Below are 15,263 nucleotides of genomic sequence, written 5' to 3'. Positions count from 1 at the left end.
ACCTCGGGACGGGCGTACCGCCGGGCTCGGCCCCCGCGTCAGGAGTCTCCCGACGCCTGCTCCACCAGCGGGATGATCCGCAGCGGAACGGGGTTCTCCATGACGATCGCCGTGGAGGCCCGGACGATGCCATCAAAACCGACAACCCGGTCGATCACCCGCTGGAGATCGGCGTTCGAGCGGGCCACCAGCCGGCAGAGCATGTCCCCGCTGCCGGTCGTGGTGTGCAGCTCCAGCACCTCGGGGACCGTCGCCAAGTGGGCCCGTACGTCCGCTCCTTGCCCCTGCCGGATCTGCAGCGTGGCGAATGCGGTGACCGGATAGCCGAGGGCCGCCGGGTCCACCTGCGGGCCGAATCCCCGGATGACTCCATTGGACTGAAGCCGGTCGAGGCGGGCCTGCACGGTGCCGCGCGCGACGCCGAGGCGCCGGGACATCTCCAGCACGCCGATACGCGGCTCGCGGGCCAGCAGCACGATGAGCCGGCCGTCCAGATGATCGATCGCCACGCCGGCCTCCGTGATGGTCATCCTGTACAGAACGCCCGATCCTATGGGCTCCGCATTGGGCAGAATGCCCAGTCGAAACGCAAACTATTGCGCACCTTGCGGAACAGGGCGACGCTGCCGCCATGACTCAGACAACCCACCACACCCCCAGCACCGCGCGTGAGGCAGACCCCTTCCCGGTGAAGGGGATGGACGCGGTCGTCTTCGCCGTGGGCAACGCCAAGCAGGCGGCGCACTACTACTCCAGCGCCTTCGGCATGCAGCTGGTCGCCTACTCCGGACCGGAGACGGGCAGCCGCGAGACGGCGTCGTACGTCCTCACCAACGGCTCGGCGCGCTTCGTCCTCACCTCCGTCGTCAAGCCCGCCTCCGACTGGGGCCGCTTCCTCGACGAGCACGTGGCCGCGCACGGCGACGGCGTGGTCGACCTCGCCATCGAGGTCCCCGACGCGCGCGCAGCCTTCGCGTACGCCGTCGAGCACGGCGCCCGCCCCGTCACCGAGCCGTACGAGCTGAAGGACGAGCACGGCACGGTCGTCCTCGCGGCGATCGCCACGTACGGCAAGACCCGCCACACCCTGGTCGAGCGCACCGGCTACGACGGCCCCTACCTGCCCGGCTACGTGGCCGCCGACCCGATCGTCGCGCCGCCCGCCCGCCGCACCTTCCAGGCCATCGACCACTGCGTCGGCAACGTCGAGCTCGGCCGGATGAACGAGTGGGTGGAGTTCTACAACAAGGTCATGGGCTTCACGAACATGAAGGAGTTCGTCGGCGACGACATCGCGACCGAGTACTCGGCGCTGATGTCCAAGGTCGTCGCCGACGGCACCCTCAAGGTCAAGTTCCCGATCAACGAGCCCGCCGTCGCCAAGAAGAAGTCCCAGATCGACGAGTACCTGGAGTTCTACGGCGGCGCGGGCGTCCAGCACATCGCGCTCAACACGAACGACATCGTGGAGACCGTCCGCACGATGAAGGCCGGCGGCGTCCAGTTCCTCGACACGCCCGACTCCTACTACGACACGCTCGGCGAGTGGGCCGGCGAGACGCGCGTGCCGGTGGAGACGCTGCGCGAGCTGAAGATCCTCGTCGACCGCGACGAGGACGGCTACCTGCTGCAGATCTTCACCAAGCCGGTCCAGGACCGCCCGACCGTCTTCTTCGAACTCATCGAGCGGCACGGCTCGATGGGCTTCGGCAAGGGCAACTTCAAGGCCCTGTTCGAGGCGATCGAGCGGGAGCAGGAGAAGCGCGGCAACCTGTAGCGGCCGGTCCGGCGCCAGGCGCGAGCCTCAGCGGCCCGGGGCGGGTGACACCCCGCCCCGGGCCGTCTGTCGCGCCGCCGACGGACCCGGACCGGGTTCCTCGCCGTTCCCGGGGTCCTCGGACTCCTCGGACTCCTCCGGCCCGTCCCCGGGCAGCCCCACCGCGGGCGGCTCGCCGAGCGCCTTCAGCGCCTTCTCCGCCGCCGGGACGAGGAGCGGGGAGAACGACGGATTGACGCGCAGCGCCTCCTGGAGATGCCGGCGGGCCGGGCCGTACCGCTTCAGGGAGCGCTCGATCTCCCCCCGGTGACAGGCGTACAGCGCGCTGCGCACCCCGCCGCCGTGCTCCGCGTCCATCGCCCGCGTCGCGAACGACAGCGCCTCCTCGTCCCGGCCCGCCCGGTGCAGCGCCCACCCCAGCGCGTCCGCGACCGCGACACCGGGATGCCGTTCCCACTCCCCGCGCAGCCGGCGCACCGCTGACCGCGCGTCCCCGTGATCCGCCTCGAACAGGCCCAGCACCGGCTCGACGTCGACACCCCCGGCGGCCTCCTCCCGCGCCCGCGCCCGCAGCAGGTCGTACTGCACCCGGGCCGCCCCGCCCAGCCCCAGCGACTCGTACAGCTCGCCCAGTTCCAGCGCGTACCGCGGCGACGGCCGCCTGGCCAGCACCGTCCGGTACGCCTGCAACGCCTCCGACGTGCGGTGCAGCGAGGCCAGCGCCCGCCCCTGCCCGGCGAGCGCCGTGTACTCGTCGGGGTCGGTCCGCAGCGCCGCCCCGTACCGCAGCAGCGCCTCCTCCGGCTCGCCCCGCTCCCACGCCAGGTCGCCCGCCCGGGACAGGTACGCCGCCCGCTCGGCCGGTGTCGCCGCGCCCGCCGCCGCGTCCGCGAGAGCGGCGGCGGCGTCCTCCCGCCAGCCGCGGTCCCGGTACACCTGGGCGGCCCGCGCCATGACCGCGGGACCCGAGCGCAGTTCCAGCAGCCGGTCGAGCGTGCGGCGGACGGCCTTGTGGTCGCCGACGCCCTCGTACGCCTCCAGCAGCTGCGGATACGCCGTCCACCGCTTCGGCGCCCGCGCGACGGCCGCCTCGCCCCACTTCCTCGCCGCCCGGAAGTCGCCGCGGGCGTTCGCCAGCGCGGCCAGCCCCTCCAGCGCCGTGCCGTTCCCCGCCGCCCCGGCCCCCAGCGCCGTGCGCAGCGCCTTCTCGGCCTTCGGGTACAGCGCGGGAGCGGCCGTGCGCCGGCCCTGCTCGACGTACGCGGCTCCCAGCAGCGCCCACGAGCGGCCGTCGCGGGGCCGGTTCCGTACGCGCGCCTCGCGCTCGCCGATCAGCGCCGCGAGGTCGGGCAGCGCCACCGGGACCCCCGCCCCGACCGCCTTCACCGTCCTCGCCATGGGACCCGGCGCGGGCGGCGGCGGCTTCTCCCGCTCCGCGGGCAGCAGCACCAGCACCCCGCCGAGGACGGCACCCGCCGCGACGGCGCCGGCCAGCAGGCGCCGCACGACGGGGGAGCGGCGCGGCCCGGAGGGAGCCGGCGGGAGCTGTGCGATCACCATGCCGCTCACTGTGCGTCAACACGAAGACCGCGCCCCGGCACGCGAAGGGTGCCGTATCCGGGGTTCACACCGATGGCCCCGGGTGCGACGCTGTGATCATGAGCCGTATCGAAGCCCCGCGCGACGAAGCGACGGGCAACCTCGTGGACCGTCTGCTCGCGGGGCTGCCGGCCGAGGCGGTCCTCGCCGATCCGGACGTCACCGCCTCCTACGCCCACGACATGGCCAGCTTCTGCGCGGCCGGCACCCCCGCCGTCGTCGTCCTCCCGCGCACCGTCGAGCAGGTCCAGCACGTCATGCGCACCGCCACCGAGCTGCGCGTCCCCGTCGTCCCCCAGGGCGCCCGCACCGGCCTCTCCGGCGGCGCCAACGCCACGGACGGGTGCATCGTGCTGTCCCTCGTCAGGATGGACCGCATCCTGGAGATCAGCCCCGTGGACCGGATCGCCGTCGTCGAGCCGGGCGTCGTCAACGCGGCCCTCTCCCGCGCCGTCAACGCGCACGGACTCTGCTACCCGCCGGACCCGTCGAGCTGGGAGACGTGCACCATCGGCGGCAACATCGGCACGGCCTCCGGCGGCCTGTGCTGCGTGAAGTACGGGGTGACGGCCGAGTACGTCCTCGGGCTCGACGTGGTCCTCGCCGACGGCCGCCTGCTGAGCACCGGCCGCCGCACGGCCAAGGGGGTCGCCGGGTACGACCTCACCCGCCTCTTCGTCGGCTCCGAGGGCTCGCTCGGCATCGTCGTACGGGCGGTCCTGGCCCTCAAGCCGCAGCCGCCCCGGCAGCTCGTGCTCGCCGCCGAGTTCCCCTCCGGCGCCGCCGCCTGCGACGCCGTCTGCCGGATCATGGAGGGCGGCCACGTCCCGTCCCTGCTCGAACTGATGGACCGCACGACGGTGCGGGCCGTCAACGCGCTGGCCCACATGGGCCTCCCGGAGACCACCGAGGCCCTCCTCCTGGCCGCCTTCGACACCCCGGACCCCGCCGCCGACCTCGCGGCCGTCGGCGCCCTGTGCGAGGCGGCGGGCGCCACCCAGGTCGTGCCCGCCGAGGACGCGGCCGAGTCCGAACTGCTCCTCCAGGCACGCCGGTTGTCCCTGACGGCGCTGGAGGCCGTCAAGGGCACGACGATGATCGACGACGTCTGCGTACCGCGCTCCCGGCTCGGCGAGATGCTGGACGGGGTGGAGCGCGTCGCCGAGAAGTACGGCCTCACCATCGGCGTCTGCGCCCACGCGGGCGACGGCAACACCCACCCCACCGTCTGCTTCGACGCGGCCGACCCCGACGAGTCACGCCGGGCCCGCGAGTCGTTCGACGAGATCATGGCCCTCGGCCTCGAACTCGGCGGCACCATCACCGGCGAGCACGGTGTGGGCGTCCTCAAGAAGGAATGGCTGGCGCGCGAGATCGGCCCCGTGGGCGTGGAGATGCAGCGCGGCATCAAGGCCGCCTTCGACCCCCTCGGCATCCTCAACCCGGGCAAGGTCCTCTGAACGGCACAGGCGTCCCGTCCGGCCGCTCACTCACCGTCCGCCGACTCGTCGGAGGGCCACGGGTCGCGCAGCCACAGGTCGTCGGCCGGGGTGGGCGCGAGCAGCTCGGCGAGGCCGTCGTCGAGGCCGAGCCGCCCGGCCTCAGAACCCGGGGGGACCGCCCGCAGGGTGCGCTCCAGCCAGGCCGACACCTGCGCGGCGGGCGCCTCGAGCAGCGCGTCCCCGTCCGGCGAGCTCAGCGCCATCAGGACCACGCCCCGGCCCGCGACCTTCGTCGGCCACACCCGCACGTCACCGTGCCCGCACGGCCGGAACACCCCCTCCACGAGCAGCTCCCGGGCGAAGGTCCAGCTCACCGGATGGTCCGAGCCCACGTGGAAGGTGACGTGGACGGCGTACGGGTCGTCGGTGCGGTAGGTCAGCCGGGCCGGGACCGGGATGCTGCGTTCCGGCGACAGGACGAGCTTCAGCTCGAGCTCGCGTTCCACCACGGTGTACATGTCGATGCGCTTCCTTTCCGGATCGGGGCCACGGGGCGGGCCCGTACGAGTGGAGAGCGCGGGGCGCCCGGATCATTACGCGGGTTCGGGGAAGATTTTCCGACTCCTTCGCGCACTGTCCCGGACAGCTTCGGTGCCAGGAGCACAGGAGGGGACCGAACGTTGCCCTAATGGGGTGGGTAGCGCCGGAGCGCCGGTGGCGGGGGCGCGCGTCTGATAGATGTGGTGCCCCCAAAAAAGCCCCCGAGCAGATACGGGACGACGGACATGAGCGCCCCAACCCCGGCCCCCGGCGACGACAGGCCCCGCGAAGGGTATTACCCGGACCCCTCCATTCCCGGATATGTCCGGTACTGGAACGGTGCCTCTTGGGTGCCGGGCACCAGCCGTCCGGCACCGACGGACGGGGTGCCCCTCGCGCCCCCGGCCGGCGCGCGCCCCGCCCCCGTACCCGCCCCCGTACCCGCTCCGGCGCCCGCCCCGCAGCGCTCGGTCCCGTCGGCGCGGGCAGCGGTGCCCCCGGCCGAGGAGACGGGCCCGCACTTCTTCGACGAGGACCCGCAGCCCCCGGCCGAGCCGCGCCGGGTGACCCCGGCCGAGGCCCAGCACGGCAGCCGGCCCGAACCCGCGTCGGCCTGGGGCGCCGACCGGGCACGGCAGTCCGGCTTCGGCGGCGACCAGGACCGCCGGGTCTCCTGGGGCGCGGGCCCGGGCGATCCGCGCGTCCCGCACACGGCGGACCCCGGCGAGCCCGTCGCCCAGCCCGACGGCAGGTCCGCCCACGCGGACGGCACCGCGACGATCCCCCCGGCGGACGCCGGCGAGGACTCCCCGCGCCCGCCCGCCTCGGGCGGCACCGTCGTCTTCCGCCGCCCGGCCGGCGGCACCGCCACGGGACCCGGTGGCGCGGGCACACCCGAAACCCCCTCCGCGGCAGGCACGTTCGGAGCCCCCGGCTCCGGCAGCCCCGGTACGGCGGCTCCCGGCACCGCCGCCGCCCGCGCCGGGGCCTTCGGCGCCCCGGCACCGGGACCGGTGAACTCCGGCGCGGGAGACGCCGCAGCGCCCGCCGGTGCCTTCGGACCCGCGGGATCGGCGACCGGCGGGCCGCGTGTGCCCGGGCCCGCGTCCCCGGGGCAGCCGGCGGCGTCCGGCACCGCCCGGACCGACAGCGCGGCAACCCAGGGCCCCCGCGGCCCCCTCGCGCCCGAGGCGGCCACGGCCTTCCGCGCGCCCGCCCCGCGCACCGAGCAGCAGGGCGGGGCGCGCGGCGGCGGCCCCGGCGCGGTCACCCCGCCCCAGGCGTCCGCACCGGCCGCCGCCCCCCAGGCGGGACAGACACCGGCCCCGTCGGTCCCCGCGCAGTCCGGCGGCCCGGCCGCCTCGCCGATGAGCCCCGGGGCGGGCGGCGGCCAGCCGTCCTGGGCGCAGCAGGTGCACCGGCTGGCGGGAGCGGGCGACGAGGGACAGCCCGTCGTCCCGTGGAAGCCGCCCGTCGACGACGTGTTCCAGGCGGCGGCGCGCGCCCAGGCGGCCGCCCGCCCGGCCGGACTCGGCAGACGGCTTGCCGCCCGGCTCGTGGACACCGTCGTGCTGGCCGGCGTCACCTCCGTGGCCGCCGTCCCGCTGGGCACCAGGGCGCTCGACCATGTCAACGACAAGATCGACGCGGCGAAGCAGTCCGGGGAGACCGTCACGGTGTGGCTGCTGGACGGCACGACCACCACCTGCCTCGGCATCGTCCTCGCCGTGCTGCTGGTCTTCGGCGTCCTCTACGAGGTGCTGCCCACCGTCCGCTGGGGCCGCACGCTGGGCAAGAAGCTCTGCGGCCTCCAGGTGCGCGACATCGAGGGCGGTGACCCCCCGGCCTTCGCCCCGGCGCTGCGCCGCTGGCTCGTCTACAGCATCCCCGGCGTCCTCGCCATCGGGGCGGTGGGCGTCCTGTGGTGCCTGTTCGACCGGCCGTGGCGCCAGTGCTGGCACGACAAGGCGGCCCACACGTTCGTCGCCGCCTGACCGGAGCCCGTAGCCCGGACGGACCCGCGCCGGATGCGGAGCCGGGGGCTTCGCGGTCGACTCGGGCCATGAGCAGCGAACCGCCGCCCCCCGGCTCCGGTCAGTTCCCGGACGACGACCCGTTCAAGAAGCAGCCGCCGCCCGCCGAGGGCGGCGGGTCCCCGTACGACACCCCGCCGCCCTCGGGCGACCCGTACGGCAGCGGCGGCCCCTACGGCGGCCCGGGCGGCGGAGGGGACCCCTACGGCGGCGGTGCCGGCGGCCCGTACCGGGCCCCGGGAGGCGGGGACCCGTACGGCGGTGGGGGCGGCGGCCCGTTCGGCGGCGCCGACCCGCTCGCCGGGATGCCTCCGCTGGCCGGCAGCGGCAAGCGGGTGCTGGCGCGGATCATCGACATGATCCTGGTCGGGATCGTCGTCTGGCTGCTCTCCTGGGGCTTCGGGTTCGCCCAGTACACGGTCGACACGGACGACATCGAGTACGGCAAGTCGTTCGGGCAGGAGCTCGTCGCCGCGATCCTCTACATCGCCTACGACACCGTCCTGACCGCCAGGACGGGCCAGACCCTCGGCAAGCGGCTGTTCGACCTGAGGGTGGCCGACCTGGACAACGGCGCGACGCCCTCCATGCAGACCTCGCTGACGCGCGCGGCCGTGCTGTGGATTCCGTTCGCCTTCTGCTGCGCCTGCGTCTGGACGGCGATCGCGGGCGGCTGGAGCTTCTTCGACCGGCCCTACAAGCAGGGCCTGCACGACAAGGCGGCGAAGACGGTGGTGGTCAGCACCCGCTGAGCCCCGCCGTCCCGTCGGCGGGACGGCGAGCGCGGCACAGGACGGCGGGCCCGTGTCCACGGGCCCGCCGTCCTGTGTGCGACAGATGCGTGTCTCAGGGGCCCGACGGTCCGCGCACGGACTCGGCCGAGCCGACGGAGGCCGTCTCCCGCCGTACCGGAACGGGCACTTGCTCCGGCGTTCGGGGCGCGGCGGCCGGTTCCGGTTTCGGCAGCGGGACCGTCATGGCGACGAGGAGCCCGAGGACGAGCGCCGAGAGGGCGATCACCGCGACACCCGCGCCCGAACTCGTCTGTGACAGCAGCAGCATGGCGAGCGTGGAGAAGATCACGGTGCAGGAGCCGTAGGCGAGCTGTGCGGCGGTCGGGCGAGGCCTGGCAGTCGGACGAGGCATGGCAATCGTGTCCTCGGGTGGGTGGCTCCCCCCGAGCCTCTCGCGATCGGGGAGGGTGCGGACAAGGATCTGAGGGCCGGACAACGGTGTCGACTTGGCTTTCCGCCGGCATTCCGGCGCTCCGCCAGTCGACTCTATTGGGCTGCATGCCCGACGGGAACGACCAGTAAGCGTGACCTAACCCACGGTGCCGGAGCACAGGGGGCGCACGGAGTCATGGCGTCCGCCAAGTGAACGGCTCAGCGCGCCCGTTGGGGTACCGGACGCCGTCCGGATACCGAACGGTCGCTTCGCATAGTGCACTTGGCCTGTTCAAGTCAAGATCTGTCTTTTCTTCGTCGACTCCGGTCGAATGTCGTCACTTGAATCGCGTGTACGGCGCGCGGGACCCTCCATGACCAGGACCCCCATCCTCTCCGCGCGCACGGGGCGCGGGGGAGGAAATCAAGTGAGCAGCAGATCCTGGACGTTCAGAGCGTCCGCGGTGGGCGTCGCCCTCGCGGCGGCGACCGCCACGTTCTCGACGTTCGCCGTGGCCCAGGCCGACGACGCACCGTCGTCGGTGTCGGTGGACCGCCACGACCCGCAGCCGGCCAAGAGCAAGGTCGAACACGACCTCGACGGCCCGCTCAGCAAGACCCAGGAAGCGCAGCGCCAGGAGGCCCTGAACCGGGTCATATCCGGCGACGCCACGGTCAAGGACCGTGACGGCTCCCAGGTGGTGAAGCTCAACAAGAGCAAGTACGTCGAGCTGGGCCGCGAGAAGACCGACCAGATCTTCACGATCCTGGTCGAGTTCGGCGACCAGGTCGACAGCAGGTACGGCGGCACCGCCGGGCCGCTGCACAACCGGATAGCCGCGCCGGACCGTGCCAAGGACAACAGCACGGCCTGGCAGCAGGACTACAACCAGAAGCACTTCCAGGACCTCTACTTCGGCACCGGCAAGAACACCGAGTCGCTGAAGAAGTACTACGAGAAGCAGTCCTCGGGCCGCTACTCGGTCGACGGCGAGGTCACCGACTGGGTCAAGGTCCCCTACAACGAGGCCCGTTACGGCTCCAACTACTGCGGCCAGACCAACTGCTCCAGCGTCTGGAATGTGGTGAGCGACGGCGTCACCGCCTGGGTCGCCCAGCAGAAGGCGGCCGGCAAGTCCGAGGCCGACATCAAGGCGGACCTCGCCCACTACGACCAGTGGGACCGCTACGACTTCGACGGCGACGGCGACTTCAACGAGCCGGACGGCTACATCGACCACTTCCAGATCGTGCACGCCGGTGAGGACGAGTCCGCCGGCGGCGGCGTCCAGGGCAAGGACGCGATCTGGGCCCACCGCTGGTACGCGTTCGGCTCCGACGCGGGCGCCACGGGCCCCGCGGAGAACAAGCTCGGCGGCGCGCAGATCGGTGACACCGGCATCTGGGTCGGCGACTACACCATCCAGCCGGAGAACGGCGGACTCGGCGTCTTCGCCCACGAGTACGGCCACGACCTCGGCCTTCCGGACGAGTACGACACCTCCGGCGGCGGCGAGAACGGCACCGGTTTCTGGACGCTGATGTCGGCCGGTTCCTGGCTCGGCACCGGCAAGGAGGCCATCGGCGACCTGCCCGGCGACATGAACGCCTGGGACAAGCTTCAGCTCGGCTGGCTCGACTACGCCACGGCCGAGGCGGGCAAGAAGTCCAGGCACAAGCTGGGCGTCGCCGAGTACAACACCAAGGACAAGCAGGCCCTCGTGGTCACGCTGCCCAAGAAGAAGGTCACCACCGAGGTCGTACCGCCGGCCCAGGGCGCCACCCAGTGGTGGAGCGGCAGCGGTGACAACCTCAAGAACACGCTGACCCGTTCGGTCGACCTGACCGGCAGGTCGAAGGCCGCGCTGACCCTCGACGGCTGGTGGGACATCGAGGAGGAGTACGACTTCCTCTACACCGAGGTGTCCACCGACGGCGGCGCCAACTGGACCGTCCTGGACGGCACCGCAGACGGCGCGGCCATCCCGCGCGACGGCAGCGACAAGCCGGCGCTGACCGGTTCCTCGGCCGCGTACAAGAAGCTGTCCTTCCCGCTCGACGCCTACGCGGGCAAGAAGATCGACCTGCGCTTCCGCTACTCGTCCGACGGCGGTGTGGCGCTGAAGGGCTTCGCGGCCGACGAGATCACCGTGACCGCCGACGGCACCGCGCTCTTCTCGGACAACGCCGAGACGGCCGACGCCGCCTGGACGGCCAACGGCTTCTCCCGGATCGGCGCGTCCTTCACCAAGGACTACGCGCAGTACTACCTCGCCGAGAACCGCCAGTACGTCTCGTACGACAAGACCCTCAAGGTCGGCCCGTACAACTTCGGCTTCTCGACGACGCGTCCGGACTGGGTCGAGCACTACCCGTACCAGAACGGCCTGTTGATCTGGAAGTGGGACACCTCCCAGGCGGACGACAACACCAGCGCCCACCCGGGCGAGGGCCTGATCCTGCCGGTGGACGCGCACGCCAAGGCGCTGAAGTGGGCCGACGGCTCGCTGCTCCGCAACAAGATCCAGACCTTCGACGCCACCTTCAGCACCTACCCGACCGACGCGTTCACGCTCCACAACGCCGATGTCGCGCTGAAGATCAAGTCGCAGAAGGGCGTCTCCGTCTTCGACGACCGCAAGGGCTCGTACTTCGACCCGGCGAACCCGTTCAACAGCGTGAAGGTCACTGACACCAACACCAAGATCAAGATCGTCAAGGAGCCCAAGGACGGCTCGACGATCACGCTCCAGGTGGGTCCCTCGACCAACTGATCGGTATCTCCGCAGGTCAGAACATGATCGGCCGCAACCCTCTGGCGGGTTGCGGCCGATCGTGTTTAGGTGCGTCCTGTGACTTCCTTATTGACACCGAATCTCACGGGGGTGTGACCGCATGGCCGCAGGGGGTTTCTGCAAGCTGCCGAACGGCAGCGTGGTGGTGGCGCTGAATCTGCCCAGTCCGGCAGGGCCCGGCTGCGGGGCGGTGCGCTTCCTCGTGCTGGCCCAGAACCGCGCCAGGGCGCTGACCCGCCTGCGCAACCTGGGCATGCGCGCGGTCTACCTCCGCGGCAACGCGGCGCCGCCCACCCCGGACGAGATCACCGCGGTCCTGCACCACCCCGACGGCCTCGTCTGGCGCACGGCGCCCGGCACCGACCTCCGCGGCCCGGAGCTCGCCCAGGAGCTGTGGCACCCGATACGGACCCTCGTCCGCCGGCCGGCCACCCCGGCCTGACCGCCGCGGCGGACCCGGGCGGGCGTCAGACCACCGGCTTGCCGGACAGGTCCACGCCCGCCTCCCGCAGCTCCTCCAGCGCCCGCTGCGTCGTCTGCTCGGCCACCCCGGCCGTCAGGTCGAGCAGCACCTGAGTGCGGAAGCCCTGCCGGACCGCGTCCAGCGCGGTCGCCCGCACGCAGTGGTCGGTCGCGATGCCGACGACGTCGACCTCGTCGATCTCCCGGGCCTTGAGCCAGTCGCCCAGCGGCACGCCGTTCTCGTCGGCGCCCTCGAAGCCGCTGTACGCGGCCGCGTAGGCGCCCTTGTCGAAGACGGCGTCGATGGCGCCCGAGGCGACGGCCGGGGCGAAGTTCGGGTGGAAGCCCACGCCCTCCGTGCCGGCCACGCAGTGCGCGGGCCAGGAGTGCACGTAGTCGGGGTTGTCGGCGAAGTGGCCGCCGGGGGCGATGTGCAGGTCGCGGGTGGCGACGACATGGCGGTAACCGGCGGGCGCCTGGCCGATCAGCTCGGTGATGGCGGCGGCCACGTCCGAGCCCCCGGCGACCGCGAGACTGCCTCCCTCGCAGAAGTCGTTCTGCACGTCTACGACGATCAAGGCGCGGCGCATGGTCGGTGTCCTTCGGGTCGGCAGGAGGGCGGTCGAGGGGTGGGGGCCCGGCCGTACTGCGTCACCCGCGGGACGGCCCCGGCCCCCGGCCCGAGGGCGGCGCGGGTGCCGTGGACGGTCGTGCGGGCGCGGGCTGTCGTTCCGAGCGTAGAGACTTCGTGTGCACTGCGGGAGGGGGCATTCGGCTGCTGCGTCGTGCGGGGGACGCTGCCGTTGCATTCCCGCTCACCGGTCGTTCATGCGTGAACGGACGGCCGGGAGCGTGCGGGACGCCGCCCGTGCGGCGCCCCGCGGCCGTCCCTCAGACGTATTCCGTCGGGATGACCGGCTCGCCGCGCGAGAGCTGCGTCGCCGACAGCGGCAGGTTCGCGCGGGCGGCCGCGTGCCGGCTGCGGACGACGTCCAGGGGCTCGCGGGCCAGCACCCGGCCGCCCCTGACCAGCTCGACGAGCAGTTGGCGGTCGGCGAGCCCGGCCGGCACCGGACCGGTGCCGATCACCTCGGCCTCCGCGACGCCGTACTTGTCCAGGCGCCGGGCGGCCCACTTGCGGCCGCCCACCGACGTCTTGCCCCCCGTCGACTTCTTCGCCACCGGCACCAGCGGGGCGTCCGGGTCCGCCGACTCGGCGCGGGCGACCAGCTTGTAGACCATCGAGGACGTCGGGTGGCCGGAACCCGTCACCAGCTGGGTGCCGACCCCGTACGCGTCCACCGGCGCCGCCGCCAGCGAGGCGATCGCGTACTCGTCGAGGTCCGAGGTGACGACGATCTTCGTCTTGGCGGCGCCCAGCTCGTCCAGCTGCTGGCGCACCCGGTGCGCGACCAGCAGGAGGTCGCCGGAGTCGATGCGCACGGCCCCCAGCTCGGGACCGGCGACCTCCACGGCCGTACGGACCGCCTCGTCCACGTCGTAGGTGTCCACGAGCAGCGTGGTGCCCCGGCCGAGCGAGGTCACCTGGGCCTGGAAGGCGTCCCGCTCCCGGTCGTGCAGCAGGGTGAAGGCGTGCGCGCTCGTCCCCACCGTGGGGATGCCGTAGCGGAAGCCCGCGGCCAGGTCCGAGGTGGTGGCGAAGCCGCCGACGTAGGCGGCGCGCGCGGCGGCGACCGCGGCCAGCTCGTGGGTGCGGCGCGCGCCCATCTCGATCAGCGGCCGGTCGCCCGCCGCGGAGGCCATCCGGGAGGCGGCCGCGGCGATCGCCGAGTCGTGGTTGAGGATCGACAGGATCACGGTCTCCAGGAGCACGCACTCCGCGAACGAGCCCTCCACCCGCAGGATCGGCGAGCCGGGGAAGTACACCTCGCCCTCCGGGTAGCCCCAGATGTCCCCGCCGAAGCGGTACGAGGCGAGCCACTCCAGGGTCGGCTCGTCGACGATCCCGTTCCGGCGCAGGAAGTCCAGCACGTCCGCGTCGAAGTGGAAGTTCTCGACGGCGTCGAGGACCCGGCCGGTGCCCGCCACCACGCCGTACCGGCGCCCGTCCGGCAGCCGCCGGGTGAAGACCTCGAAGACCGAGCGCCTCCCGGCGGTCCCCCCGGCCAGCGCGGCCCGCAGCATCGTCAGCTCGTACTGGTCGGTGAAGAGCGCCGTCGAGGGAACGCCCACCCGGTGTCCGCCGCCGCCCTCCTGAGGAAGCGCTCCGCGCCCTTCTTCCGGCAGCCCAAGATCCGCTGTGTTCATGACGACGGATCGTACTCCCATCTCGTCACTCTGACGATTTGTGGGTCTCGTTTGGCCGGGGCACCCCCTCAAGTGGCAGCATGGGCGGTGTGACGGCTCCCGCACCTCTAGAGATCGAGAAGACCGAGTCGGCGGAGGAGGTCTTCGCCGTACCCGAGCCCGACGTCCCCTGGGTCACCATCGTCCACAACGACCCGGTGAACCTCATGAGCTACGTGTCGTACGTCTTCCAGACGTACTTCGGCTACTCCAAGGACAAGGCCCACAAGCTCATGCTCGACGTCCACCACAAGGGCCGGGCGGTCGTCTCCAGCGGCACGCGCGAGGAGATGGAACGCGACGTGCAGGCCATGCACGGCTACGGTCTGTGGGCCACCCTCCAGCAGGACCGCAAGTGACCGCGGGACCGCACATGACCGCAGCACCGGAAACGACCGCAGCACCGGAGACGACCGCACCGGCCGCAGCGCGGCACCGCAGGACCGAACCGGCCGAGCGCGGCGCGCAGCACTGGAAGTAGCGACGCAACCTGATGCCAGGACACTTCGAACCGCTCCCCGGCGGCGGCGCGGCCGTCGCGCTCGACGAGGTCGAGATCTCCATCATCCGCTCCCTCGCCGTGCAGCTCCTGGAGCTGATCGGCCCCGGCCCCGCCGAGGACGCGCCCGAGGACCCGCTCGCCGAGCTGTTCGCCGAGGGCCCCAGCGAGCCGCCTTCCGACCCCGTGCTGCAACGCCTCTTCCCGGACGCGTACAGCGGCCCCGGCGTCGAGGCCCGCTCGCCCGAAGAGGCCGAGGAGCAGCGCGCCCACTCCTCCGAGTTCCGCCGCTTCACCGAGAACGACCTGCGCGCCGGCAAGCGCGACAACGCGCTCACCGTGATCCGCACCCTGGACGCGCTCACCCCGGCCGGTGACGGCGGCGCGGTCCTCGAACTGTCCCCGGCGCAGTCCGAGCAGTGGCTGCGGGCCCTCAACGACCTGCGGCTGGCGATCGGCGCCCGGCTCGACGTCGTCGACGAGGAGGACACCGAACTCCTCTACCGCCTCCCCGACGAGGACCCCCGCAAGCCGATGGTGCTGGCGTACCTGTGGCTCGGCGGACTCCAGGAGACCCTGGTGGAAACCCTTATGCCCTGACCTGTCGCGACAAACTCCCCCTTCCTGTTCGCTCAGCGGACGC

Annotated in this window: 14 protein-coding genes; 8 read left to right on the top strand and 6 right to left on the bottom strand. The window is 72.7% G+C overall.

The window, feature by feature from the left end; translation table 11 throughout:
* Positions 1-38 precede the first annotated feature (38 nt).
* Complete coding sequence (locus ACWGIS_RS15510; RefSeq protein ID WP_355791329.1) at positions 39-509, bottom strand: Lrp/AsnC family transcriptional regulator; 471 nt, start codon at positions 507-509, stop codon at positions 39-41.
* A gap of 122 nt (positions 510-631) precedes the next feature.
* Here ACWGIS_RS15510 and hppD point away from each other — a divergent pair, with 122 nt between their 5' ends.
* A complete protein-coding gene (hppD, locus tag ACWGIS_RS15505) occupies positions 632-1,777 on the top strand; it encodes a 4-hydroxyphenylpyruvate dioxygenase (protein ID WP_453362922.1) in 1,146 nt (381 codons plus the stop codon).
* Between the two features lie 27 nt (positions 1,778-1,804).
* Here hppD and ACWGIS_RS15500 read toward each other — a convergent pair whose 3' ends face one another.
* Positions 1,805-3,337 (bottom strand): tetratricopeptide repeat protein, encoded by a 1,533-nt coding sequence (locus ACWGIS_RS15500; protein ID WP_453362921.1) that lies wholly within the window; start codon positions 3,335-3,337, stop codon positions 1,805-1,807.
* 92 nt (positions 3,338-3,429) lie between these two features.
* Between ACWGIS_RS15500 and ACWGIS_RS15495 the strand changes: the two genes are divergently transcribed.
* Positions 3,430-4,836, top strand: coding sequence for an FAD-binding oxidoreductase (locus ACWGIS_RS15495; protein WP_453362920.1), 1,407 nt, complete (start codon positions 3,430-3,432; stop codon positions 4,834-4,836).
* A gap of 26 nt (positions 4,837-4,862) precedes the next feature.
* Here ACWGIS_RS15495 and ACWGIS_RS15490 read toward each other — a convergent pair whose 3' ends face one another.
* Positions 4,863-5,336 (bottom strand): SsgA family sporulation/cell division regulator, encoded by a 474-nt coding sequence (locus tag ACWGIS_RS15490; RefSeq protein ID WP_453362919.1) that lies wholly within the window; start codon positions 5,334-5,336, stop codon positions 4,863-4,865.
* Between the two features lie 267 nt (positions 5,337-5,603).
* On the opposite strand from ACWGIS_RS15490, the gene ACWGIS_RS15485 reads away from it, so the two are divergent.
* Both ACWGIS_RS15485 and ACWGIS_RS15480 read left to right on the top strand, forming a co-directional pair.
* Positions 5,604-7,352 (top strand): RDD family protein, encoded by a 1,749-nt coding sequence (locus ACWGIS_RS15485; protein WP_453362918.1) that lies wholly within the window; start codon positions 5,604-5,606, stop codon positions 7,350-7,352.
* A gap of 68 nt (positions 7,353-7,420) precedes the next feature.
* Positions 7,421-8,143, top strand: a complete 723-nt coding sequence (locus ACWGIS_RS15480) for an RDD family protein (RefSeq protein ID WP_453362917.1) — start codon at positions 7,421-7,423, stop codon at positions 8,141-8,143.
* A 94-nt stretch (positions 8,144-8,237) separates the two neighbouring features.
* Here ACWGIS_RS15480 and ACWGIS_RS15475 read toward each other — a convergent pair whose 3' ends face one another.
* A complete protein-coding gene (locus ACWGIS_RS15475; protein WP_453362916.1) occupies positions 8,238-8,537 on the bottom strand; it encodes a hypothetical protein in 300 nt (99 codons plus the stop codon).
* Positions 8,538-8,985: 448 nt separating this feature from the next.
* Between ACWGIS_RS15475 and ACWGIS_RS15470 the strand changes: the two genes are divergently transcribed.
* Positions 8,986-11,331 (top strand): immune inhibitor A domain-containing protein, encoded by a 2,346-nt coding sequence (locus ACWGIS_RS15470; RefSeq protein ID WP_453362915.1) that lies wholly within the window; start codon positions 8,986-8,988, stop codon positions 11,329-11,331.
* A 121-nt stretch (positions 11,332-11,452) separates the two neighbouring features.
* On the top strand, positions 11,453-11,794 hold the full coding sequence (locus tag ACWGIS_RS15465; RefSeq protein ID WP_453362914.1) for a hypothetical protein: 342 nt from the start codon (positions 11,453-11,455) through the stop codon (positions 11,792-11,794).
* 25 nt (positions 11,795-11,819) lie between these two features.
* Here ACWGIS_RS15465 and ACWGIS_RS15460 read toward each other — a convergent pair whose 3' ends face one another.
* Positions 11,820-12,404, bottom strand: coding sequence for a nicotinamidase (locus ACWGIS_RS15460; protein ID WP_121402697.1), 585 nt, complete (start codon positions 12,402-12,404; stop codon positions 11,820-11,822).
* 301 nt (positions 12,405-12,705) lie between these two features.
* Positions 12,706-14,082, bottom strand: coding sequence for a nicotinate phosphoribosyltransferase (locus ACWGIS_RS15455; protein WP_453362913.1), 1,377 nt, complete (start codon positions 14,080-14,082; stop codon positions 12,706-12,708).
* Positions 14,083-14,162: 80 nt separating this feature from the next.
* Between ACWGIS_RS15455 and clpS the strand changes: the two genes are divergently transcribed.
* Positions 14,163-14,480, top strand: coding sequence for an ATP-dependent Clp protease adapter ClpS (clpS, locus tag ACWGIS_RS15450; protein ID WP_453362912.1), 318 nt, complete (start codon positions 14,163-14,165; stop codon positions 14,478-14,480).
* Between the two features lie 134 nt (positions 14,481-14,614).
* Positions 14,615-15,220, top strand: coding sequence for a DUF2017 domain-containing protein (locus ACWGIS_RS15445; RefSeq protein WP_453362911.1), 606 nt, complete (start codon positions 14,615-14,617; stop codon positions 15,218-15,220).
* Positions 15,221-15,263 lie beyond the last annotated feature (43 nt).

Source organism: Streptomyces sp. NPDC054842, from assembly GCF_053611025.1.
Note: the sequence above shows the minus strand (reverse complement) of the source record. Positions and strands in the feature narration are given on the sequence as shown.